This window comes from Bacillus sp. JJ1503 (genome assembly GCF_036965125.1).
Lineage (GTDB): Bacteria > Bacillota > Bacilli > Bacillales > Cytobacillaceae > Cytobacillus.
On record NZ_JBALOZ010000013.1, the window covers coordinates 35,140 to 55,535 of the forward strand.

The window sequence follows — 20,396 nt, forward strand, 5'->3', positions numbered from 1 at the left end:
AGGGCGGTGATTTTGTGGCTACTATCAGAACAGTAGTACAAGTACAAGACAACATGTCTCGTGCTTTTCAATCAATGAATAACGCCATGAACATTGTCATCAATAGTTTTGAGCAATTACAAATGCAATCAAGTAACGCTGTTGATACGGCAAGTATACAAGCAGCTAGACAGCAATTAGCTCTAGCAGAAAACTCTTTTAATCAAATCGAACAACAAATTCATCAAGCTAATAACCAGCAACAACAGCTGAATAATAGTATTAATCAAGGCTCATCTGCTGCTAGTGGATTTTTATCAAAGTTGGTTGCAATTGTTGGTACGTACCTTTCCCTTCAGGCTGGGAAATCGATAATCGAACTGTCGGATCAAATGACCAACATTACTGCGCGCTTAAAAATGGTAAATGACGGATTACAAACTACAGCTGAATTACAACAAATGATATTTGATAGTGCTCAGCGTTCATACGGATCTTATGCGGATACAGCAGATTTAGTTGGGAAACTGAGCATGAATGCTAAAGATGCTTTCGGTTCCAATAGAGAAGCCATTGCTTTTGCTGAATTGTTAAATAAACAGTATAGCATTGCTGGAACAAATGCCGATGGTGTAAAGAATGCAACAATACAATTAACACAAGCACTAGGCAGTGGAGTATTACGAGGACAGGAATTAAACAGTATTTTTCAACATGCTCCTAATATTATTCAAAATATTGCAGATTACTTAGAAATTCCAATAGGGAAAATTCGAGAATTATCAGCAGATGGAAAACTGTCGGCAGATGTAATAAAGCAAGCCATGTTCGCGGCAGCAGATCAAATAAACAAGGACTTTGCATCAATGCCTTTGACCTTTGAGCAAATATGGACCAGTTTTAAAAACGAAGCGTTATGGGCCTTTCAGCCAGTTCTTCAAAAATTAAATGAAATAGCAAACAATGAAAAGTTTCAAAGTGTAATAAACAGCACAGTTAATTCATTGCATATACTTTCAAACATTGCATTATCCACTCTTTCAGTTCTAATGTCCATCGGTGGATTTGTTTATGATACTTGGTCATATGCAGAACCAGCCATAGTTGCAGCAACAATTGCGTTAGTAGCATATGGAATAGCGCTTCTATGGATAAACCGTCAACAAATTATTGCTGCAGCTCTAACTGCAACAGCAACTATTAGAAAATGGGCTTATGTAGCTGCAACAATCGTTTCAACGGCAGCTACTTACGGGTTGACTGCGGCTATGGCTGCACTTAGTGTCGCTATTGCTGCTAATCCTATTGCCTGGTTAATAGGTGCGATTGTTGTATTAATCCTAATTGTTTATGGTGCTGTAGCTGCGGTAAATCACTTCGCTGGAACTTCATACAGTGCCACAGGTATTATCGCAGGTGCCTTTGCAGTTTTAGGTGCTTTCATTTGGAATACAGTAGTTGGTGTAATCAATGCAATTATTCAAATCTTATGGACAAATTTTGCAGAGCCTTGGATAGGGATAATTGAATGGGTTTTGAATGTTTTCAATGGTGGCTTCAACAGTTTTGGTGATGCTGTTGCAAATTTACTAGGACAAATAATTTCATGGTTTTTATCTCTTGGAAAAGTAGTTACTAATATAATAGATTCTATTTTTGGAACAAATTGGACTGCAGGTCTTTCTTCCTTACAAGACAGCGTACTTGCTTGGGGCAAAAATGATAGCGCAATAACCCTTAGTAGAAATGCACCAGCTATCAAATCAAGGATTGAGTATAGCGGAGCTTGGGATGCTGGGTACAATTGGGGTTCCAATTTATTTTCTGGGGATAAAAATAACCCTACATCTACCATGAAAGATGCTCTATCTGGATTAGAAGGCATAAAAAGCGCGGTTAACGAAACAGGAAAAGAAACAGCTGGAAACACTAAAAAGATGGCAGATTCGATGGAAATGGCAGAAGAAGATTTAAAATATCTTCGTGATCTAGCTGAGAGAGATGTAATTAATAGATTTACGACTGCCGAGGTTAAAGTTGATATGACCAACCATAATACGGTTAACTCTGATCTTGATTTAGATGGAATCATTGACCGTTTCGGAGAAAAGCTTGAGGAAACTTTAGATGTAATTGCGGAAGGGGCAGATTAGATGGCATATAACTTCTTTATAGACGATGTACAGCTTCCAGTCGCTCCTTCTAGCTTAGAAACAAAGATTAGAAATAAAAATACAACGATGACCTTAATCAATGAGGGTGAGGTTAATATGCTTAAAAAAGCGGGGTTAACCGAACTTTCTTTCGATTTGTTGCTGCCAAATTCAAAATATCCTTTTGCTATTTATCCCGATGGCTTTCAACCGGCTACCTTTTATTTGGAGAAGCTTGAAAAATTAAAGGTTGATAATAAATCCTTTCAATTTATTGTCTCTCGATTAAAGCCGAGTGGCGATTTATTATTCGATACAAATATAAAGGTATCTTTGGAAGAGTATTCAATTAAAGAAAATGCAGATCAGGGATTTGATGTAGTTGTTACAATTCTTTTAAAACAGTATCGGGAGTACGGCACTAAGGTTATTGAAATTAAAAAGCCGAGTGCTTCTGCGGCGGCCGCAAGTGCTAAGCCAGTTGCAAAAACCACTAAACCAAGACCAACAACAAATGCTCCGCCTCCCCCTAAGTCTCACAAAGTTGTTAAAGGTGATACATTATGGGCTTTATGCAAGAAGTATTATGGAAAAGCAACTAAAGCTATGACTGATGAGTTAGCTGCTAAAAATGGGATCAATAATCCTAATCTTATCTTTCCGGGGCAGGTGATTAAATTTTGAGCTTTGAGTTAATCATTCAAAATGGTTCTAAATTAATGGCACCTTCCGTGGAAGAGGGAATAGTTTGGGAAACAGTTCGAAAGGGTGCTCCCGGTAAACTGACTTTCAGTGTTGTAAAAGATCAAGCATTAGAGTTCGAAGAGGGAAATGCTGTCAGCCTAAAAAAGGATGGAAAGAATATCTTTTATGGGTTTGTTTTTACTAAAAAACGAACAAAAGATGGCCATATAAATGTGACAGCTTATGACCAGCTACGCTATTTAAAAAACAAAGATACTTATGTTTACACTAACAAAACAGCATCCGAATTTATTAAAATGGTTGCTGCCGATTTTAGGCTGAACACGGGTACTATTGAAGATACAGGCTATAAGATTGCCAGTCGAGTAGAGGATAACAAAACGCTATTTGATATGTTTCAGAACGCGCTAGATCTTACAATGGATAACACTAAAAAAATGTATATCCTATACGATAACTTTGGAAAATTGACTCTCAGAGACATTGAAAAAATGAAACTAGACGTGCTAGTTGACGAAGAAACTGGTGAAAGTTTTGATTACACCTCATCAATTGATTCAAATACTTACAACAAAATAAAACTATCTTATGAGAACGAAAAGACTGGTAAGCGTGAAATCTATATTGCTCAAGATAGTAATAACATCAACCGTTTTGGCCTATTGCAGTATTTTGAAACGATTAAGGAATCAACGAACGGTAAGGTTAAGGCAGATGCCCTTTTGTCTTTGTACAATCGAAAAACAAGGAATTTAAGCATTAAAAAGGCTTTCGGAAATATTTATGTTCGCGGTGGTAACATGGTAGTCGTAAACCTTGATTTAGATGATATTAAAGTGATGAACTATATGCTTGTAGATAATGTTAAGCATACCTTTAAAGAAAACGAGCATTTCATGGACTTAAAGTTATTGGGAGGTGATTTCGTTGCGTGATATGAATGACATAGTAAGGGCAATAAAAAAAGCTGCTATGGAATCGATAGCAGCAGCTGATCCGACTGCAATTCAATTCGGTCATGTAACTAGCACATCTCCCCTTAAAATACTTGTTGAGCAAAAGAAGGAATTAACGGTTGCGCAACTAATATTGACAAGAAATGTTCGAGATTATGAGATTGAAATGAGCGTTAATCATGTTACTGAAGTCTCGGAAGCTCACACTCATGAATATAAAGGCCGGAAAAAGTTCACTGTGCATAATGCTCTTAAAGTTGGAGACACAGTGATGCTGGTAAAAATGCAAGGTGGCCAAAAATACATTGTATGGGATAAAGAGGTGGTCAAATGATTCCACAGGTGAATGATGGTTTAATAGCTGACTTCGAAGAGTCGTCACCACCTCCAACAAAAAACTTTAAATTATATATGGATAAAGATCGCTGTTTAGGCTTTGTTGATGAAATAGAAGCCTTAAAACAAGCGATTTTTTTAATGCTTAATATTGAAAGATATGATCACATCATATATTCATGGAATTTCGGTGTTGAATTGAAGGACTTATTTGGTAAGCCAACAGCTTATGTTTTACCTGAAATAAAGAGACGAATTACTGAATGCCTATTGCAGGATGACCGTATTAATGCTGTTGATAGCTTTGTTTTTGTTGTGAAAAAGAAGAAAGTTGATGTCACATTTACAGTCCATAACATCTATGGAGAATTTGAGAGTGAGAGAGAGGTGGAATACTGATGGCTGAGCCTTTAAATTTGGATATAACTTATGAAGATTTAATGGCTCAGAAGCTCTCTGGAGTAGATCCATCTCTTGATACTCGTGAGGGAACTTCATTAATCTATAATGCTACTGCAGCGAATAGTATAGAAACTGTCCAAATGTTGGCCACTATTCAAGCAAACAATGACCGAGTTTTTGCAGATACTGCTCCTAGAGAGGATTTAATTCGTATTGCGGTGGAACGAGGACTGAAACCTTTCCCAGCCACAAAGGCAAAATGGAAAGGTGTATTTAATATGGATGTGCCAATCAGCTCTCGCTTCAGTTTAGATGAATTAAATTATGTCGTAATTGAACGTACAGCACAGGGGGAATTTACTCTTGAATGTGAAACATATGGAAATATCGGAAATTTATTTTCAGGTCCCTTAATTCCAATTGAATATATTGACGGGCTAACAAATGCTGAACTAACAGTATTGTTAATACCAGCTAGAGATGAAGAAGAAACTGAAGCATTCAGAGAACGTTACTTTAATTCATTTGAATCTGTCGCATACGGTGGTAATCGTGCTGACTATAAACAAAAAGTCGGTGAGCTAGATGGTGTTGGGGGAGTGCGTGTCTATCGCGCTAAGTATGGCGCTAGTACAGTAGGTCTTACAATTATCAACTCCTTATTTGGAAAGCCCACACAAACGCTAATCGATGCTATTCAAGAGAGAGTGGATCCATTAGGTATGCAAGGTGAAGGTATAGGGATTGCACCAATAGACCATATTGTTACAATTTCAGGAGTGGATAATACGGTTATTGATATCGTATTAAATATCACTTATCAAGACGGTTGGACTTGGCGTGACATTGAAGTAAATGTGCAATCCACCGTAGATGCCTATTTTAAAGAGCTCGCAGAAGAGTGGGCAAAATCAATTGATTATACTGGCGATCACACGGGGGTAGTCGTTCGTATTAGCCAAATCGAAACTAGACTGCTAGGAGTACCAGGTGTACTTGATATAGCTAATACTTTACTTAATGGTGCAGCATCAAACATTCAACTAGATAAGGAGTCCATTCCAGTAAGGGGTGTTTTAGTTGCCTAGAGAAGTAGATATACTAAGCTATTTACCGCCAGTTTTGCATGAAATTAAAGAGTTAGTTGAAATCGCAAACGTGGAAAACAAACTGTTAGAAGCTACTTGGCAAGCAATTGAGGATAGCTTTAATAATCGGTTTATAATGTTAGCTACCGAAGAAGGGTTAGCACGAAGGGAAAAAATGTTGAAAATAAAAGTTCCTGCAACGGACTCAATTGAAACGAGAAGATTCCGTTTATTAACCCGTTATCAAGAGCAAGCACCTTATACAAATCGTGTTTTAAAACAGCTACTCGATAGTTTACTAGGTGAAGGGCAATATGAGTTGAAACGAGATGTAGCAGCCAAAACAATAAATGTAAAAATCGAACTTACCGTTAAAGGGCAGTTTGATGCTGTAGTTGTCATGTTGGAGCGAATTACACCACAAAACATGATCCTTACAGTTGAACTTCGATTTAATCAGAATTCAAAATTAGCCAATTATACCCACGCTCAATTAGCAGCATTTACACATAGGCATTTAAGGGAAGAGGTGTTGAACTAATGCCTACTAAGACAACCAATTTCAATTTAATTAAGCCTGGTCAAGATGATTTTTATAATGTTAATGATCAAAATGCAAATATGGACACTATAGATGAGGTATTAAAAGTCCTGCAAGATGCTATAAATTCAGGTGCAACAGAGCAAGAATTGGCACAAATCCGACAGGACCTTGCTACGCATTTGGCGGATAAAGCGAATCCTCATGGCGTCACCAAAACCCAAGTCGGTTTATCGAATGTGGATAACCTTCAACAAATCCCTATGACCCAAAAGGGGGCGGCTAACGGGGTGGCTACCCTTGGAAGTGATGGGATTCTGACCGCTTCCCAGAGACCACCCGCCTCGGTTCCTTTTGAAGCGGGGAACGATGTTTTGGTTAAACATGCGAACGCAGCAACCGCTAGTACTACTTATACGAATGTATGGAGTTGTAAAACCAATCGTCCGGGAGTCTTACGAATTAAATTCACCCCCAATTCACAAGTGGGTGGGGTCAGTGCTTATGGAAGAATTTATGTAAATGGGGTAGCCCGTGGGACTGAACGGGTTCATACACAAGGAACCGGAGCAGTTACTTATACCGAGGACATTACCGTTAATAAAGGCGATACGATTCAAATTTATCTTCGAACTACTAATGGCTCCTATGGGGCACAAACGGGTGAAATCTCAGTTAGTCACAGGGGGGATATTTACGATGTTATTGCCTTATAGTCATAAGGATGAAATACCTTCACTTGTTCAAGAACAAAAAGAGAAGGGTTTGACTTTGTTAGAAGTCATGAACATAACGGAAGGAAATTTTCTTTTGTTTGGTATTCCCATCCCTAAAGTCCCGACCTCGGAGGAACGCATAAAAGCTCTGGAAGAGGAAAGGTTAGGTCTACAACTGGCCCTAGCAGAAAGTATTGAAAAACAGGAAATTGATAAAATCAATAATCAACTTGCAATGGCAGAATTAATAGAAACTTTAACAATAAAAGGAGTGTTGTAGAATGGTAGCATTGTATGCGGACTTAGTAGAATTAGGATTAAGGGTATTAGAAAACCCACAAGAAGGTGAAATTGCAGTACCAGCTTTTCTAAAAGCAGATGTTAAAAAGGAATTAGAAAGACGCGCTGCAATGAGTGCTTAAGCTAGGTATATCTTTATGCAGGAATTCCCTTCTATTTGTCGAAATTAGTAGACAAATGGAGGTGGAATGAATGGACTACTGCGAAAAGAATATGTATGTGAGAGAAGCTCTGTTGGCAAATCCTCATAAATATGGTGAAGGAGATAAAGCGCCTTTAAGAGAGCATGTTGCAGAGTGTGAAATTTGTCAGGCATCTGTTGATGAAGCAAGAAACTTTGCTGAAATGATGGGTAATGAATTTGAATATTAATTGAGAGCATCCTGAAGGGTGCTTTTCTTTATGTCGTTTTCGGACGAGATTGTTCAACAAGGACAGTCGCTTTTCACTAAAGGAGCAGAATAGTGGAAAAGTGAAACCTATATTATTGTTTGACGTAATATAAATAAGGGAGGGGATGTTATGAGATATTTATTTATAGGGATTTTTTTATCTTTAATAGGTGTCTTAATATCCATAGTTGTGTGGGGGAATGAAAAGGCATATTTGATATCAGGTATTATAGGCATGATTTTTATTAGCATATCAATTGTTTTATCAGGTTCAATGGTAAGCGGTGACCGTATGAGAGCAAATTTTGAAACAGAATCAGTTGAAGATAGACGAAATCGATATAGTATCACTTTACGTTCAGCTTTGATTGGAATACCGAATCTTGTTATTTCATTATTGTGTTACATGTTTATCTGATGGGTGCTTTAGTTTAATAAAAAGTGTTTAAGCCAACAGACTCCTGTTGGCTTTTTATGTAGCAATCGGATAATAATGTGCAGCAACTAACACCCAGCGAGGTGTATTTTTTATGCAATAAAGCAGGTATATTACTACTTACTTAGCAAGTAATTAAAATGTAAAGCGATTGTCATTAGAATATCCTTGTTGTTAGGATTTTTTACGTATAAACTTTACCTACTATTAAGGAGTGGTAAAGTTGAAAGAAGTAACTGCAAACAAACTAGTATTTAAGAAAAGTTTATCAATAATTGAACAAATGAAATTGAAAGATTTCATGTTTAAGTGGCTCGATAGACCGGAAGAAGGAATAGATGATATTCTTCCACTTGAATACACACAATCTGTCTTTGCAAAGATGGAGACACCTTCGGATACAAACTTTATGACCGAAGGTGATGAAACTTTAAGGTATGTCACATTGACTGAAGATAATCAGATTGTCATTGGGGTTTTAGATGCTAATGACGAGTTGAAATTTAGAATATTATATCTAGAAGATTATTAATTACCTTTTCTAAGAATTAACGGCATTAAAAGTAATTGTGTATAAAGAGTTATATTAATAAATGTGTGGGGACTGAGAAATTCAGTCCTCTTTTTATTTCATGATGACCACAGTTTTCCCCGAACCGATCGGGAACATTTTTGATACTTTTTAACTATGCCTATTTACCCATTCAAAAAACAAGGTTATCATTTTATTAAAAAGAGATACTTTTGGAGAGTGAATGGGAGATGGGTAAATGAAATTGGATGAGCTGGTAAATAAAATAAATCAATGTGTTGATGAATTTGATTATGTTTCAGCAAGAAAATACATTGAGGAAAATATTGGTGTTCTAGAAGGGAGAATGCAATTACTGAAAGGTAATGCAAGAGTGATTCTAAATTTCCTAATAGAACAATTAAACTCCGGCGTTGAACCCTTATCCAGAAAGGAACTCACCGTTATTAATGCAATTAATGCATATGCCTATAAATTTGATTTAAGAGGAATAAAGGTAATGCTTAAAGAAAATGCAAAGTTATTTTTGAGAGAAGACATCATTGTTTATTTAAATAGCGATGCCAAAATTATACTAACTGGAATGAAGGTAATAAATAATTAATTGGTTTGAGTCCTTTTCAAGGGCTCTTTTTATATTGTCATCAAGATCTAAGCTTGCCCCGAACCGATCGGGCCTATTAATTTTAAGTAGGTGATAGTTTGGACACTCAAGTCGTAGCAGTTATTGGATTATTATGTACCTTGCTAGGTGCAGTGATTGGAATTTTAACATTTAGCCGTAATCGAGATAAAGATGTCAGAACAGATGCGTCTGAATCTGCTGTCATCAAAACCAAATTGGACAATATCAATGCAGGAGTTGAATCGATTAGGATTGATATAAAAGCAAATGAAAAACAGACTCTTGCATTAAGTGAACGGGTTACGAGGGTTGAGGAATCTAGCAAACAAGCTCATAAGAGGCTTGATAAAATTGAAAAGGAGAATGATAAATAATGTTTGAAATTGCTATTGTAATCGCTGTTGTTTTGGCTCTTACTGAATTAATAAAAAGATTGGGCTTTATGCCGGAAAAATATTTACCTGCTGTTTCCGTTTTACTTGGAATAATAGCGGGTATTTTTTATGTAGATGTAGTGACTCTTCAGGACAAAATTATGTTTGGATTAATGATTGGTTTGTCAGCTTCTGGTTTGTTTGATCAATCAAAAATAGTTACAAAAAAATAAGAAGGTGAATCGAAATGATTAAAATATTCATTGATCCTGGACACGGCGGCACGGACCCGGGCGCGGTTGGCAATGGCTTGTTAGAAAAAATGCTAACATTAACAATCTCCAAAAGAATTAAGGAGATGCTCGCATCATATGAAAATGTACTTGTTAAACTAAGCCGTGAATCAGATCAGACACTTTCTCTTAGGCAGCGGACAGACATGGCGAATGAATGGAAAGCCGATTTTCTATTGTCCGTCCACATTAACGCAGGGGGCGGTACCGGCTATGAGGATTTTAGACATTCATCACAGTCAATTAGTTCAGTTTCTGGGATTATACAGGCAGCTATCCACTCTGCTGTAATGAAGGAGATTAAAGATTATGGTGTAGTTGACCGTAAAGCAAAGGCTGAAAACTTCCACATGTTAAGAGAGTCTTATATGCCAGCTGTATTGTCTGAGACTTTATTTATAGATAGAGCAGCAGACGCAGCATTACTCAAAGATGATGATTTTTTGAATGCAATAGCACAAGGTCATGTAAATGGATTAGTACAAGCATTAAACCTAAAGACAAAAGCTCAATCAGTCCTAATGTGGGGAAAAACGGAATTTAAAAAGGGGCAGATTGGCCGCATATCAATTCTTAAACCAATAAATTTGTGGACCGAAGATGCAGCTGGTAAATTGCAAATGGTCCGTATCCTACAACCCGATGAGCAATACAGGGTGTACGGTTATCGTGATAAGCATGACGGCCAATATGATGTGGGTGCCAACCATTGGGTCACTAAGATGGATGGCTACATTAAATATGAAACCCCATCTAAGGCTCTTTTAGCAAAAGCCGCAGAAGTTTTATAAGTAATAAAAAGCCCTTACTCAATGTGTAGGGGCTTCTTTAAATGTATATATTGCTTTGCCGGTTGCTACTATAAGTTCAAGTGCTGACATAGTTGTAATGTTCTCTGCAAAATCGTCCGCTTGCTGCTTTGTGAAAAATTGGAATGATTGGAGATGCTGAGTTATTTTTAGATTTTCTTCATTTTCAGGGTCAGTTTCAGCGGCGTAAAAATGTAACAAAGTATTCTCTTCACCTATTATTACAATTGCTTTATCTGTATAAGGGCTAGTGATGACATCAACAATTTCGTGTTCTTCTAACATGCGACTCATAAAACAATCCCTCCTTTACCCATATATTAGGCAAATAGGAGGGAAGTCCTTGTGACAGATTTGTGAAGTGGAATATTCTTATTCTTCTTATGAAACGTATGCTACCTCAAAGTCTATCGACTGAAGTAAACTTTTTGCATCAGCATATTTATCAAAAATTATTTTTTCGGTTGTATTGATAATAAGCAATTGTTTTATCAGTTCCTTATCGGAGTTAAAGAAGTACTTGTCTTGTACAGAAGTGTTATAAGCTGTTGTAAATTCAATGGTTAACAATTCCATTCCATCCGTTTTGCTAATGTAGAAGTGTTTTTTCTCATTTACTGCTTTGGCGATAAGGTCTGTAATCCTTGGTCCCTCATACATTAACAGTTTAGCCACTTTTTCGAGTGAATTTTTCATTTAACTCAACCCTTCGATTTTAGTTTTTAGTCTAGATATCAGTTCAGGAAGTATCTTTTCAGCCAATTCAAAATCATAAGTTTCCCATTCATCAATTCCACGTTTTAACCTTGTTTTAAGGTTATTATTTATATACTTTCTGCAATAACCAATATTTGTACCTGAGTTTTTTAGGAAAGCACTGGTTGTACTATTAGGTAATTCGTTACCGTCAAGTTCAAGTCCTGTTTCCCTTAACAATTTTTCAACACATTCTATAATACGTTCTGTATGAGCGTCATGCAATTCTTCTCGTAATAAATCTTCTCGTAATTTTTCCCGCTTTTTATTTATGTCTTGTTCCAGATCACGTTTTCTGCTTTCGATAAATTCATCTATATATTTAGAAGGAACATTGGCATCCTGCATTCTTTGTATTGTTTCATCTGTTTCTTGCTTGTAGGAAATGATACTATCTTGAATTTCATTCATGTATCGATTACCAACACCGTCTGATAAAAATTCTTTTGTTGTACTTATTATTTCGCCTTCTGTAACAACTTCTCCTACACCAAGGTTTTTTTCAAAATCTTTTGGAGAAAAGTCTAATCTTATTATTTTTTTTCGTTCAGCTATTTCCTTCTCTTTAGTGTAATATAACCATAAATCGTCAAGGTCTAATTCTTTATGATAGATAACGTGTGCTATGTTGTCTATGTTTTCAATAGTTTGAGGTTCTTGAATTGATCGTAATGCTCTACCGATAAATTGAGCATAAGGTCCTAACGTTCTAAAAGGTCTAAAAATCGCTGCAATACTGATATTAGGATGATCAAAGCCTTCACCAAGCATATTAACGTTTACTACAACGTCAATTTGCCCTTTTTTATATTCTATTATCACTTTTTCTGACTCATCTGGCCGATCACTTGAGACATAGTCAGCTGTTAACCCTGCTTTTCTGTATAAATCCATGATATCCTGCGCATGTTGTATACTGCATGCAACAGCAATTATCTGATGATGAGCATTTCCGTGAGTTCTTTTTTCCATAAGTTTTTTAATACTCATATCTACAATTGTTTTATTACATTCCGGTGCATATGCAACTGTTCTAGTTAGCCAATTCTTGTCCATTTTCTCCAGTGCTTCATCTTTGTTAACGGTCTCTCCATCTATTATGAATTCAAGTTTTTGATTGGTATAATCCTCTGCGACAAGGTTTTTTACATACTTATCCCTAATGGCATCAGATAACGAAAATTCATAAACAATATCACCTTCAAGTTGTTTATTATCAGCACGTGAGGGTGTGGCGGTTAATTTGATTATCTTATCGGCAGCAAAATGATTCAATGCCTCTTTCCAAGAGTCAGCTTCTGCATGATGGGCTTCATCAATAATAATCATGTCAAAAAAATCTTTATCTAGTAAGTTAACCAATGCTTTCCGGGAAGTAGAACTATAAACTTTATGTATGTTTGCAATAACTATATTAGAATCTGATAAATTGCCCAATATTCTCCTTTTGTCTGCGGGGGTTTTATAACCGACATAGCGATATACTTTTGGTAAATCGTTATCGTCAAAAATTACATTTCGTTTAGTCCAAAAATTAAATTGGCTTCTTGTATCAAAATCATCAGATATACCTTCTCTAATGATTAAACTAGGTGTGATTATTAAAACTCTTCCTTCAGATAAACCGTATGGTGTTATACCAATCACTCCTGTTTTACCTGTACCGGTCGGTAAAACAACTATTTTATGAGTATCAGGATTCTCAGAAAAAGCGCTGAGTAATTTTCTATAAGCTGCTCTTTGAGGAGCCCTAAGGTTTAAATTTCCTTGGATAAAGGCATTAGTTTTTTTAAAATATGTATGCATAGATTTTCCCCCCATTTTTTCTATATTTAGACAAGTGCTATGATAATAGTACCATGTTTGTATAACAAAAAAGTAATTTAATTGGTAGTTTATTAGAAATTCCATTCTATACATACATATATAAAGTTGTTTCTTTGTATAAGCTAACCCTTATGCCCACCAACCAATTTACTCCTATGCAAAGCAGTACCAGCACCTGTAAAAGACACCGCCCTTAATATAGAAGCAGCTCCATATTTATTTCGAATTTTATCTACCACATACCCGATCTCACGTTTTTTCCATCCATTGATATCGAACAAATCCAACTGCATTTGGTAATCATCGACTAGTTTAGTTATAGAAATTGAAATTTGCCTTACTGTCTGCCCTCTGTAATTTTCCTTCATCAGCTGCAAGCACACATTATAAATATCGATTGTAATATTGGTAGGATTCTCAATAGTTCTTGAACGTAGGAAACCTCCGCCGAATTCATCATTGCTGTAACCAAGACCAAAACTAATGGTTCTCCCAGCTTTTCGGGCATCCCTTGCTCTTTTAGCGACTTCCTCCGCCATTTCAAGAATAACTGTCTTAATTTCATTAACCTCTTTGTAATCTCTCATTAGGATTTGGCTTTTCCCAAAACTAATCTGACCTTGCATGATAGGGGCGCCTATTTCGGAAAGATCGATTCCCCATGCGTGATGATAAAGTTGGTTTCCCATGATTCCAAACTTCTTCTCAAGTATTTCAAGATCATACTTAGCCAGCTGGCCAACATTAAAAATCCCCATACCATTTAACGTTTTTTCCACACGCCTCCCGATACCCCACATTTCCCTTAATGGTGAGACGGGCCATAATTTCTTTGGTATATCATCATATGTCCACATAGCAATGCCGTTGGGTGCCTTTTTAGATTCAAGATCCAGAGCAAGTTTAGCGATCAACATGTTTGGTCCAATTCCCACTGTACATGGTAGGCCAAAATCATTTTTTATATCAGATTGAATCATATATGCAACTGTTTCAGGTTCACCCCATATCTTTTCAAGGCCTTTTACATTAAGAAATGATTCGTCCACTGAGTAGGTATGGACCGCATTAGGGGGGACGTATCGATAAAAAAGCTTTGTTATCTCTGTTGAGACTTTGATAAATAACCCCATTTTAGGATTAACTACTTTAATCCTTGGATCATTCGGTAATTCAAATAAGCGGTTTGTGGTTTTTATGCCAAATTCTTTCTTTAATCTAGGCGATGCAGCAAGCACAACACTACCTGGTCGGTCTGTACTCCCAACAACCGCAAGGTAGCATGTAAGTGGATCCAAACCTAGATCAACTGCAGCCACGCTTGCATAAAAGCTTTTCATATCGATGCATAAAATTTGACGATTTGGAAATTGGGTATAGTCAATCATGTTGTTTACCTCACTCTTGGTGTACATTAACTAGATTTTTGAAAGGTATATGGTGAAAATAATCTTGATCATCTTTTAAAATTAATTGACTTTTCAAGTGGTTAATATAGTGAACGGTGCCTGTTATCGTATTAAAAAGGCCATTTTCAAAGACTTCAATGATAATAGTTCTGTGAAATTCCATTGCTTCACAGATGGTTAATTCAAATTCTTCAATTGCTTGTTCATCCAGTTCGGGCTTCTTCAATTTTTGTTCATCTAGCATAATTTCTTTTAAAGACTGTACATGTTCTGGTAGCATCATTGCGGTCCATTTAATAGTTCCTCGATCTTTAATCATCCATTCCATCTCCTTTTTTATTTATTATATGCGAACATTAGTTCTTTGTTCAATTGAAATCGAACAAATGTCCTTGTATAATTATGGTAAAGGAGGTCAGATTGATGAGAAGTTTACTATTAAAGGCGGCAGCAAGTGGAGGAATATTAGAAATGATATACTTGGACTGTAAGGGGAATATTAGCCAGCGTAGAATTAAGGTGTTATCAGTAAATGAGGAGTCATTTAGAACCTATTGTTACGTCCGAAAGCAACAGAGAACCTTTAAAATAAGTAACATCTTATCGGTCGGACCAGTACGAAGTATGAGGAGAGGGGCATAATTATGTCTAAAGTTAAGAAAAAACGACCAACGAGAGACGAATTCGAGCTAGAAGAGATTGGTAATTCACTTGTAGAAGCGCATGATGAAAAATCAGAAGTAATATTAGATATCTGGGAAAAAGAGGTGATTCAAGGGCAGATTATAAAAATGGATAGTCGCACAAGATTAATTCATATCGAAAAGGATTCTAACATTACCAAAGTTCCGTTTATGGACATAATGAAAGTTTCTATATTGTAACTAAAAGTTGAAAGCGCTCCTCAATAACGAGGGCGCTTTTCATTTTTCTTCAAACGGATCGCCATCCATCACAACTTTATGTGTCTCAAGCGTTAAGTCGTAAAACAAAAGGACTTTTCGTACCTCAATAGGGGTAATCTCTACCTTCTGCAAATCCTCAATTAACATTTGCCAGTCATCAGCTATAGTCAATTAAATCACCTCAAATTTACATATCCCAGAAATCACTCATTTTTGCATTTGGTTCAATCTCTCTAATTGCTTTCAATAATTTCTTCATAACATCTGCTCTTGGAATATAATCCTTTTCGTTGCATGCCTTCGTAACGGTATTTTTACTTACCTTGGCAGTCCTAGCTAAATCTTGTTGGTCTAAACCATTCCGATCCATCCATTTCCCTAATTTACTTCGTGGTTTGCCTAATCCCCACATATTTTAATACCTCCAAAAAGTAGTTGTATCAGCATTCTTGACCATGAATCCCAAAATTATACGATCGGATTTAAAAAAGTTGGGAATTATGTACAAGCCGTATGTCATAACATCTACTATTCACTTAGTTATTCGCTAACTTATTCGTAGAAACCTTCGTTTGTAATTTCGCAAAATGAACGATTAGGCGAAGCTTACAAATTCAGTTGTAGCAAGCCGTTAACCAATTATTTATCTATTCGTTGTCAGGTTAACTATTTATTATTAAATAATAAATTTGGGGTGATGAAATGCTGTTTGAAATTGTTACAACTTCCCTTGCTACTGGATTGGTGGGATTTAGTTATTTAAAACGATCAGAGTTAGATGACGGAGAAAAGATTAAGAAAATTGCTTTGAATTGTGGCTTATATGTAAAGGAAGGAAAAGAAATTCGTACCATGCAACTTTATCGGAAGAAAAAACATGAATGGGGTACGGAATATGTATATCGCATTCCACTAGGTATGTCTTTGACCGATTTCGAGAAGAAGATTGAGCATTTAAGGGATGGTCTTAATAATAGAAAAAAACCAATAAACTTTAGAAGGTTAGTACAAATGGACTTTAAAGAAAAGCTTTTACCTCAAATTAAGCAAATATTAAGGGATCGTTATGTATCGGATAAAGATATCGAATTAAATTATGATGGAATGCTCAATATCAAAGTTTTAGATAGACATATTCCAAATAAGATTAATTTCAACTTAGGTATGCTAGGAGAATGCATTGATTGGGAAATTCCTCTTGGGGAAACCAGATTTGGCTTTGTAAATCATGATATGGAACGTGGCCACATCACATTAGCAGGGGCGACAAGAAAAGGAAAAACAGTTCTCTTAAAGATCATAATTACATCATTAATACACCAACAACCCGAAAATACAAGGCTAACACTCATTGATCTAAAAGGCGGTTTAGCGTTCACCCGTTTTAAAAATGCTAAACAAGTGCAGGAGGTTGCTACAAACTTAGATGAGGCTTTATCAGCATTGCAAAAGGTAAAAAGTGAGATGGACCAAATGAAATGTTGGTTTGATAAGAATGGTTCCGAAGATATTAAAGAAGCTGGGATTGATACTAGACATTTCATTTTCGTTGATGAAGCAGCGCAAATCTCGCCCAACATCATCACGGGGAAAGAAGAAAAGGAAAAAGCACGCAAATGTGAAGAAACGCTTTCGGAAATAGCTAGAATAGGGGCCGGGTTAGGATACAGGCTTATTTATTGCAGCCAATACCCGACAGCAGATGTCATGAATAAGCAGATCAAGCAGAATTGCGATACAGTTATTACTTATAAGCTAAGGGATGCGGTTGCATCAAGAGTAGTGCTGGATGAATCAGGTGCAGAAAAACTAGAAGTACCTGGTCGTGCTATTTATAAAACACCAGATGGAGTTCGAATAGTTCAAACTCCATTTATTGAAAATGATCAAATAGAAAAGATGATTGCCCCTCATATCACCATAAAACCTCGAAGGGAGGAGTTGATCATTGAAGAAACAACAAAGAGTGGAGGAAATACTTTTAAGCTTGAAGAACTGTGATTATCTTTCAAGGGAACAGTTGCAAAAAATGCACAACCTTGGTCAAACTCGTAACGCTCAACGGATTCTGTTTAGCTTAAGTGAATATATTTCCTACTTTAATGAAGAAAAAAAGAAAATCTACTACTTAAATGCAGCTGGTCGAGAAATGGTGCAAGCTGAAAAGATCAGAAAGAAAACACCACAGGTAAATCACTTTTTAATGAGAAATGATTTATACATCACCAAAGGTCGACCTTCAAATTGGAAGAACGAAGTAAAAGTATCCGTAAATGACATATCCCTCATAGCAGATGCAGCCTACATCTTCAATAAACTCCATCATTTTGTAGAAATCGATTATAAACAATCCATGTCAAAAAATATCCAAAAGATTAAAAGATATAAAAAGTTATCCACATATAATCCACAATTTGCATTAGTTTGGGTGACAACCACCCCTTACAGAAAAAAGAGAATTGCGGATCTGTGCAAGGAAATGGACTGCAAAGTGTATTTGTGGAATGAAATTAAATAGGAGGGATATTATGTCCTGGAAGAATGCAGCGTTACAGATTGGTTTATTAGCGATTGATTACGGGTTAAAGCAGAAAAAGAAGAAGAACAAAATCAAAAAGAAAAGAAAAAACACTAAAAAGAAAGGGTGATTGAGATGGCAAAGGTACAAACAATGTCAATTAGTGAATTTATGTCGTGTGATTATAGGCAGCCTAAAAGAAAGAAAAACCTTGGTAAAATAGTCAAAAGAGTAGGAACAACAATTGCGATACCATTAATTATGGCTAAACCCGTATATGCGGCTGAGGTAGTACCAGCAACAGCTAAAGAATGGATGGGGGAGCAAACTCTGTCCATGTTAGCCCATGTACTCGATCCAGTAGTGGACATATTAGTTGCACTAAGTTTTCCAATAGCCTCAGTTATTATAGTTGGTGCATGTTTTATGTTTATGTTTAATAATGCAGAAAAGGGATGGACCATGATTCAAAATGCTGGGTTGGGTTATGTACTTATTCAAGTTTCTCCATTAATATTAAATGTACTAAAACAAGTCGGAAATGCTGTATAATAAAGGTCACGTGGAATTGACCACATGACCACATCATTAACCACTAATTCGCCAAAAGGCTATAAAAATCTATAAAAATTTAATTGTTATATTTCATTGATGTTCCTATTGGTTATTCTTTTGCGAAACGTGATGAAAAACAACGAAAGGGCTATCCGCAAACGATGCATGTAGAGGTAGTATCGCAGATAGTTTTAAAAGAAAAAGCAGGTTCCCGATAAGGGATAAGGGTTAGATAAGAGTTTAATCGTGGAATCAATCCACTTATCACCGGTAATAACAAGTGTTATTTATAGGGGCCTTCTAGAAGTTTCGCGACTTTTGGGAGGCCTTTATTTCATAGCTATTTCAAGCAAGTACAGAGAATAAAATTTCATTTTACCTCACAATAAAATGTGTTGTCAATAAGAAAGTTTGTAATATTTTCAAGAAATGTTATAATAGTCTTATAATTGTTTTTTAAATCGTATTCCGAATTCTGCTGTGTTTTTTTGCAGATAGAATTATGGATACGTTTTTTTAATATCCTTTTTTAAACCGAAGGAAAATCAAACAGTCGTGTGAGCTTTAAAGGAAGTTAGTTGAATAAAATTATCAATTTACTATCTAATAGTAACCGAGTTTTTATTCTACAAGGAGGACTAGAATAATGAATCTAATCAATAAGAAAGTTACACACAAGCGTTTTGGCATGGGGAGTATAGTTAATCATAATGATTCTAGTATTGAAATACATTTCGCATCGGAAAATAAAAAGTTTGTTTTCCCCGATGTATTTGGGAAACACTTAACACTACATGATAAAAGTATTGCTAATTCACTAGAAAAAATAATACAAAAAAAGGAAATGGAACGAAAGGAGGAAGAATGGAAGAAGGAAGAGGAAAAAAAGCTACAACAAAAAAACCAGGAACTTCGTTTGGAACATGAAAAATTGATGAAAAATCATAAACTTCATCCCGAATCACAAATGGTATTTTGGTGTGACACAGAAGAACAGAATAGTTCTTTTTCGGAGTGGAAGGTTTTTTCAGGCTTAATAAAAAGTGGTAATAACAAGGGGAAGCCAAACAAACCCATCCGCTTGCACCAAAATAGCGTTGTCCTGTTAACGGCAATAGATCCAAGCATGCCTGAAAAAGACAGACGTATCTTAGGTGTCTATATGGTGAATGAAAATTTTATCGGTAAGCTCTGTGAAGATGGATATATTCCTGCTCATTCAAAATACAGACTCCAACTTACAGAACAGGAATCGGATCAGATGCTTTTTTGGAAGTATTATGTAAATGGAAAATTCCCCCACAAAATGACATGGAATACAGGTAAATATCGTTATTTTGATAATTTATGGATGGCTCAAATTTTGCTTGATATAGTTTCATTGAAAAGTGACCCAAAGGAACGAGAGCTGGGACAACAATTTTTTGAACATTTTTGTAAAATGAATCAGATAACAGATCAAGAGTTACCAAAGCCTAATGGCGCACTTATGCGTATTTAGACGTTAGCCCATTGATAATAAGAATGACAGGGGACTGACACATTTTTCCCATCCTTCACTAATGGCGAACAGTGCCTGGCTATTGTGGAGCGGTCGCGGGGTTGGGTTGGTATAATAGAAAAGCAGTTGATATAGAAAAATCTATACCAACTGCTTTTTTGTTTGAAAAGAACATTGCCAATATCTAATATTAATAATTGGCTGTTTTCCTCAGGCCCTTACCAAGTTTATTCCAAAACTACATTACCGATACAATGACAGAGCGAGAAAAAAGTCCAAGCAAAGAGT

At 36.1% G+C, this 20,396-nt stretch carries 30 protein-coding genes; 23 read left to right on the forward strand and 7 right to left on the reverse strand.

The window, feature by feature from the left end; genetic code table 11:
• Positions 1-14: 14 nt before the first annotated feature.
• From V7149_RS01840 to V7149_RS01920, 17 genes are all read left to right on the forward strand, one after another.
• Positions 15-2,132, forward strand: a complete 2,118-nt coding sequence (locus V7149_RS01840; protein ID WP_335343960.1) for a tape measure protein — start codon at positions 15-17, stop codon at positions 2,130-2,132.
• Positions 2,133-2,816, forward strand: coding sequence for a LysM peptidoglycan-binding domain-containing protein (locus tag V7149_RS01845; RefSeq protein WP_335343961.1), 684 nt, complete (start codon positions 2,133-2,135; stop codon positions 2,814-2,816). It begins immediately after the preceding gene.
• Positions 2,813-3,772 (forward strand): XkdQ/YqbQ family protein, encoded by a 960-nt coding sequence (locus V7149_RS01850; protein ID WP_335343962.1) that lies wholly within the window; start codon positions 2,813-2,815, stop codon positions 3,770-3,772. Before V7149_RS01845 ends, V7149_RS01850 begins: the two co-directional genes overlap by 4 nt.
• 1 nt (position 3,773) lies before the next feature.
• A complete protein-coding gene (locus V7149_RS01855) occupies positions 3,774-4,127 on the forward strand; it encodes a DUF2577 domain-containing protein (protein WP_335343991.1) in 354 nt (117 codons plus the stop codon).
• Positions 4,124-4,528 (forward strand): DUF2634 domain-containing protein, encoded by a 405-nt coding sequence (locus tag V7149_RS01860; RefSeq protein WP_335343963.1) that lies wholly within the window; start codon positions 4,124-4,126, stop codon positions 4,526-4,528. The genes V7149_RS01855 and V7149_RS01860 overlap by 4 nt, the downstream gene beginning before the upstream one ends.
• On the forward strand, positions 4,528-5,619 hold the full coding sequence (locus V7149_RS01865) for a baseplate J/gp47 family protein (protein ID WP_335343964.1): 1,092 nt from the start codon (positions 4,528-4,530) through the stop codon (positions 5,617-5,619). The genes V7149_RS01860 and V7149_RS01865 overlap by 1 nt, the downstream gene beginning before the upstream one ends.
• Complete coding sequence (locus V7149_RS01870; RefSeq protein WP_335343965.1) at positions 5,612-6,160, forward strand: putative phage tail protein; 549 nt, start codon at positions 5,612-5,614, stop codon at positions 6,158-6,160. Before V7149_RS01865 ends, V7149_RS01870 begins: the two co-directional genes overlap by 8 nt.
• Positions 6,160-6,876, forward strand: coding sequence for a hypothetical protein (locus V7149_RS01875; RefSeq protein WP_335343966.1), 717 nt, complete (start codon positions 6,160-6,162; stop codon positions 6,874-6,876). Before V7149_RS01870 ends, V7149_RS01875 begins: the two co-directional genes overlap by 1 nt.
• Positions 6,860-7,156 carry a hypothetical protein gene (locus V7149_RS01880; RefSeq protein ID WP_335343967.1) on the forward strand — a complete coding sequence of 99 codons (297 nt, stop codon included), beginning with the start codon at positions 6,860-6,862 and terminating at the stop codon, positions 7,154-7,156. The genes V7149_RS01875 and V7149_RS01880 overlap by 17 nt, the downstream gene beginning before the upstream one ends.
• Position 7,157: 1 nt before the next feature.
• Positions 7,158-7,298, forward strand: a complete 141-nt coding sequence (locus V7149_RS01885; RefSeq protein WP_335343968.1) for a CD1375 family protein — start codon at positions 7,158-7,160, stop codon at positions 7,296-7,298.
• 70 nt (positions 7,299-7,368) lie between these two features.
• Positions 7,369-7,548 carry a hypothetical protein gene (locus V7149_RS01890; RefSeq protein WP_335343969.1) on the forward strand — a complete coding sequence of 60 codons (180 nt, stop codon included), beginning with the start codon at positions 7,369-7,371 and terminating at the stop codon, positions 7,546-7,548.
• Positions 7,549-7,698: 150 nt separating this feature from the next.
• On the forward strand, positions 7,699-7,986 hold the full coding sequence (locus V7149_RS01895) for a DUF5316 domain-containing protein (protein ID WP_335343970.1): 288 nt from the start codon (positions 7,699-7,701) through the stop codon (positions 7,984-7,986).
• Positions 7,987-8,227: 241 nt separating this feature from the next.
• Positions 8,228-8,536, forward strand: a complete 309-nt coding sequence (locus V7149_RS01900) for a hypothetical protein (protein ID WP_335343971.1) — start codon at positions 8,228-8,230, stop codon at positions 8,534-8,536.
• 238 nt (positions 8,537-8,774) lie between these two features.
• The gene (locus V7149_RS01905; RefSeq protein WP_335343972.1) at positions 8,775-9,140 is read left to right on the forward strand and encodes a hypothetical protein; all 366 of its coding nucleotides are present in this window, start codon (positions 8,775-8,777) and stop codon (positions 9,138-9,140) included.
• Positions 9,141-9,238: 98 nt separating this feature from the next.
• On the forward strand, positions 9,239-9,535 hold the full coding sequence (locus tag V7149_RS01910; protein ID WP_335343973.1) for a hypothetical protein: 297 nt from the start codon (positions 9,239-9,241) through the stop codon (positions 9,533-9,535).
• Positions 9,535-9,768, forward strand: coding sequence for a holin (locus tag V7149_RS01915; protein WP_335343974.1), 234 nt, complete (start codon positions 9,535-9,537; stop codon positions 9,766-9,768). Before V7149_RS01910 ends, V7149_RS01915 begins: the two co-directional genes overlap by 1 nt.
• 14 nt (positions 9,769-9,782) lie before the next feature.
• The gene (locus V7149_RS01920; RefSeq protein ID WP_335343975.1) at positions 9,783-10,619 is read left to right on the forward strand and encodes an N-acetylmuramoyl-L-alanine amidase family protein; all 837 of its coding nucleotides are present in this window, start codon (positions 9,783-9,785) and stop codon (positions 10,617-10,619) included.
• A gap of 18 nt (positions 10,620-10,637) precedes the next feature.
• Here the strand turns inward: V7149_RS01920 and V7149_RS01925 are convergent, their stop codons facing one another.
• From V7149_RS01925 to V7149_RS01945, 5 genes are all read right to left on the reverse strand, one after another.
• A complete protein-coding gene (locus V7149_RS01925; protein ID WP_335343976.1) occupies positions 10,638-10,931 on the reverse strand; it encodes a hypothetical protein in 294 nt (97 codons plus the stop codon).
• Positions 10,932-11,018: 87 nt separating this feature from the next.
• Positions 11,019-11,333 (reverse strand): hypothetical protein, encoded by a 315-nt coding sequence (locus tag V7149_RS01930; RefSeq protein WP_335343977.1) that lies wholly within the window; start codon positions 11,331-11,333, stop codon positions 11,019-11,021.
• Positions 11,334-13,199, reverse strand: a complete 1,866-nt coding sequence (locus V7149_RS01935; protein ID WP_335343978.1) for a DEAD/DEAH box helicase — start codon at positions 13,197-13,199, stop codon at positions 11,334-11,336.
• Positions 13,200-13,342: 143 nt separating this feature from the next.
• Positions 13,343-14,608: a DinB/UmuC family translesion DNA polymerase gene (locus tag V7149_RS01940; RefSeq protein ID WP_335343979.1), complete on the reverse strand. Its 1,266-nt coding sequence runs from the start codon at positions 14,606-14,608 to the stop codon at positions 13,343-13,345.
• A gap of 10 nt (positions 14,609-14,618) precedes the next feature.
• Positions 14,619-14,948 carry a YolD-like family protein gene (locus V7149_RS01945; RefSeq protein WP_335343980.1) on the reverse strand — a complete coding sequence of 110 codons (330 nt, stop codon included), beginning with the start codon at positions 14,946-14,948 and terminating at the stop codon, positions 14,619-14,621.
• A 104-nt stretch (positions 14,949-15,052) separates the two neighbouring features.
• Between V7149_RS01945 and V7149_RS01950 the strand changes: the two genes are divergently transcribed.
• Both V7149_RS01950 and V7149_RS01955 read left to right on the forward strand, forming a co-directional pair.
• Positions 15,053-15,271, forward strand: a complete 219-nt coding sequence (locus V7149_RS01950; RefSeq protein ID WP_335343981.1) for a hypothetical protein — start codon at positions 15,053-15,055, stop codon at positions 15,269-15,271.
• 2 nt (positions 15,272-15,273) lie between these two features.
• Positions 15,274-15,513 (forward strand): YolD-like family protein, encoded by a 240-nt coding sequence (locus tag V7149_RS01955; protein ID WP_335343982.1) that lies wholly within the window; start codon positions 15,274-15,276, stop codon positions 15,511-15,513.
• 39 nt (positions 15,514-15,552) lie between these two features.
• On the opposite strand, the gene V7149_RS01960 is transcribed toward V7149_RS01955, so the two are convergent.
• Complete coding sequence (locus V7149_RS01960; protein ID WP_335343983.1) at positions 15,553-15,705, reverse strand: hypothetical protein; 153 nt, start codon at positions 15,703-15,705, stop codon at positions 15,553-15,555.
• A gap of 16 nt (positions 15,706-15,721) precedes the next feature.
• Positions 15,722-15,946: a helix-turn-helix domain-containing protein gene (locus tag V7149_RS01965; RefSeq protein WP_335343984.1), complete on the reverse strand. Its 225-nt coding sequence runs from the start codon at positions 15,944-15,946 to the stop codon at positions 15,722-15,724.
• A gap of 290 nt (positions 15,947-16,236) precedes the next feature.
• On the opposite strand from V7149_RS01965, the gene V7149_RS01970 reads away from it, so the two are divergent.
• The 4 genes from V7149_RS01970 to V7149_RS01985 all read left to right on the forward strand — a co-directional run bounded on the left by V7149_RS01970 (position 16,237) and on the right by V7149_RS01985 (position 20,108).
• Positions 16,237-17,535 carry an FtsK/SpoIIIE domain-containing protein gene (locus V7149_RS01970; protein WP_335343985.1) on the forward strand — a complete coding sequence of 433 codons (1,299 nt, stop codon included), beginning with the start codon at positions 16,237-16,239 and terminating at the stop codon, positions 17,533-17,535.
• The gene (locus tag V7149_RS01975) at positions 17,483-18,052 is read left to right on the forward strand and encodes a replication-relaxation family protein (RefSeq protein ID WP_335343986.1); all 570 of its coding nucleotides are present in this window, start codon (positions 17,483-17,485) and stop codon (positions 18,050-18,052) included. Before V7149_RS01970 ends, V7149_RS01975 begins: the two co-directional genes overlap by 53 nt.
• Before the next feature lie 135 nt (positions 18,053-18,187).
• A complete protein-coding gene (locus V7149_RS01980) occupies positions 18,188-18,604 on the forward strand; it encodes a hypothetical protein (protein WP_335343987.1) in 417 nt (138 codons plus the stop codon).
• Between the two features lie 649 nt (positions 18,605-19,253).
• Positions 19,254-20,108: a malate synthase gene (locus tag V7149_RS01985; RefSeq protein ID WP_335343988.1), complete on the forward strand. Its 855-nt coding sequence runs from the start codon at positions 19,254-19,256 to the stop codon at positions 20,106-20,108.
• Positions 20,109-20,396: the final 288 nt, after the last annotated feature.

Excerpts from the sequence above, each read along its gene's own strand:
- V7149_RS01965 (WP_335343984.1), bottom strand. The coding sequence starts at position 15,946 with ATGTGGGGATTAGGCAAACCACGAAGTAAATTAGGGAAATGGATGGAT.
- V7149_RS01885 (WP_335343968.1), top strand. The coding sequence starts at position 7,158 with ATGGTAGCATTGTATGCGGACTTAGTAGAATTAGGATTAAGGGTATTA.
- V7149_RS01935 (WP_335343978.1), bottom strand. The coding sequence starts at position 13,199 with ATGCATACATATTTTAAAAAAACTAATGCCTTTATCCAAGGAAATTTA.
- V7149_RS01905 (WP_335343972.1), top strand. The coding sequence starts at position 8,775 with ATGAAATTGGATGAGCTGGTAAATAAAATAAATCAATGTGTTGATGAA.
- V7149_RS01945 (WP_335343980.1), bottom strand. The coding sequence starts at position 14,948 with ATGATTAAAGATCGAGGAACTATTAAATGGACCGCAATGATGCTACCA.
- V7149_RS01985 (WP_335343988.1), top strand. The coding sequence starts at position 19,254 with ATGAATCTAATCAATAAGAAAGTTACACACAAGCGTTTTGGCATGGGG.
- V7149_RS01845 (WP_335343961.1), top strand. The coding sequence starts at position 2,133 with ATGGCATATAACTTCTTTATAGACGATGTACAGCTTCCAGTCGCTCCT.
- V7149_RS01865 (WP_335343964.1), top strand. The coding sequence starts at position 4,528 with ATGGCTGAGCCTTTAAATTTGGATATAACTTATGAAGATTTAATGGCT.
- V7149_RS01875 (WP_335343966.1), top strand. The coding sequence starts at position 6,160 with ATGCCTACTAAGACAACCAATTTCAATTTAATTAAGCCTGGTCAAGAT.
- V7149_RS01915 (WP_335343974.1), top strand. The coding sequence starts at position 9,535 with ATGTTTGAAATTGCTATTGTAATCGCTGTTGTTTTGGCTCTTACTGAA.
- V7149_RS01855 (WP_335343991.1), top strand. The coding sequence starts at position 3,774 with ATGAATGACATAGTAAGGGCAATAAAAAAAGCTGCTATGGAATCGATA.
- V7149_RS01890 (WP_335343969.1), top strand. The coding sequence starts at position 7,369 with ATGGACTACTGCGAAAAGAATATGTATGTGAGAGAAGCTCTGTTGGCA.
- V7149_RS01895 (WP_335343970.1), top strand. The coding sequence starts at position 7,699 with ATGAGATATTTATTTATAGGGATTTTTTTATCTTTAATAGGTGTCTTA.
- V7149_RS01955 (WP_335343982.1), top strand. The coding sequence starts at position 15,274 with ATGTCTAAAGTTAAGAAAAAACGACCAACGAGAGACGAATTCGAGCTA.
- V7149_RS01925 (WP_335343976.1), bottom strand. The coding sequence starts at position 10,931 with ATGAGTCGCATGTTAGAAGAACACGAAATTGTTGATGTCATCACTAGC.
- V7149_RS01980 (WP_335343987.1), top strand. The coding sequence starts at position 18,188 with ATGGCAAAGGTACAAACAATGTCAATTAGTGAATTTATGTCGTGTGAT.
- V7149_RS01970 (WP_335343985.1), top strand. The coding sequence starts at position 16,237 with ATGCTGTTTGAAATTGTTACAACTTCCCTTGCTACTGGATTGGTGGGA.
- V7149_RS01940 (WP_335343979.1), bottom strand. The coding sequence starts at position 14,608 with ATGATTGACTATACCCAATTTCCAAATCGTCAAATTTTATGCATCGAT.
- V7149_RS01880 (WP_335343967.1), top strand. The coding sequence starts at position 6,860 with ATGTTATTGCCTTATAGTCATAAGGATGAAATACCTTCACTTGTTCAA.
- V7149_RS01860 (WP_335343963.1), top strand. The coding sequence starts at position 4,124 with ATGATTCCACAGGTGAATGATGGTTTAATAGCTGACTTCGAAGAGTCG.
- V7149_RS01920 (WP_335343975.1), top strand. The coding sequence starts at position 9,783 with ATGATTAAAATATTCATTGATCCTGGACACGGCGGCACGGACCCGGGC.
- V7149_RS01950 (WP_335343981.1), top strand. The coding sequence starts at position 15,053 with ATGAGAAGTTTACTATTAAAGGCGGCAGCAAGTGGAGGAATATTAGAA.
- V7149_RS01930 (WP_335343977.1), bottom strand. The coding sequence starts at position 11,333 with ATGAAAAATTCACTCGAAAAAGTGGCTAAACTGTTAATGTATGAGGGA.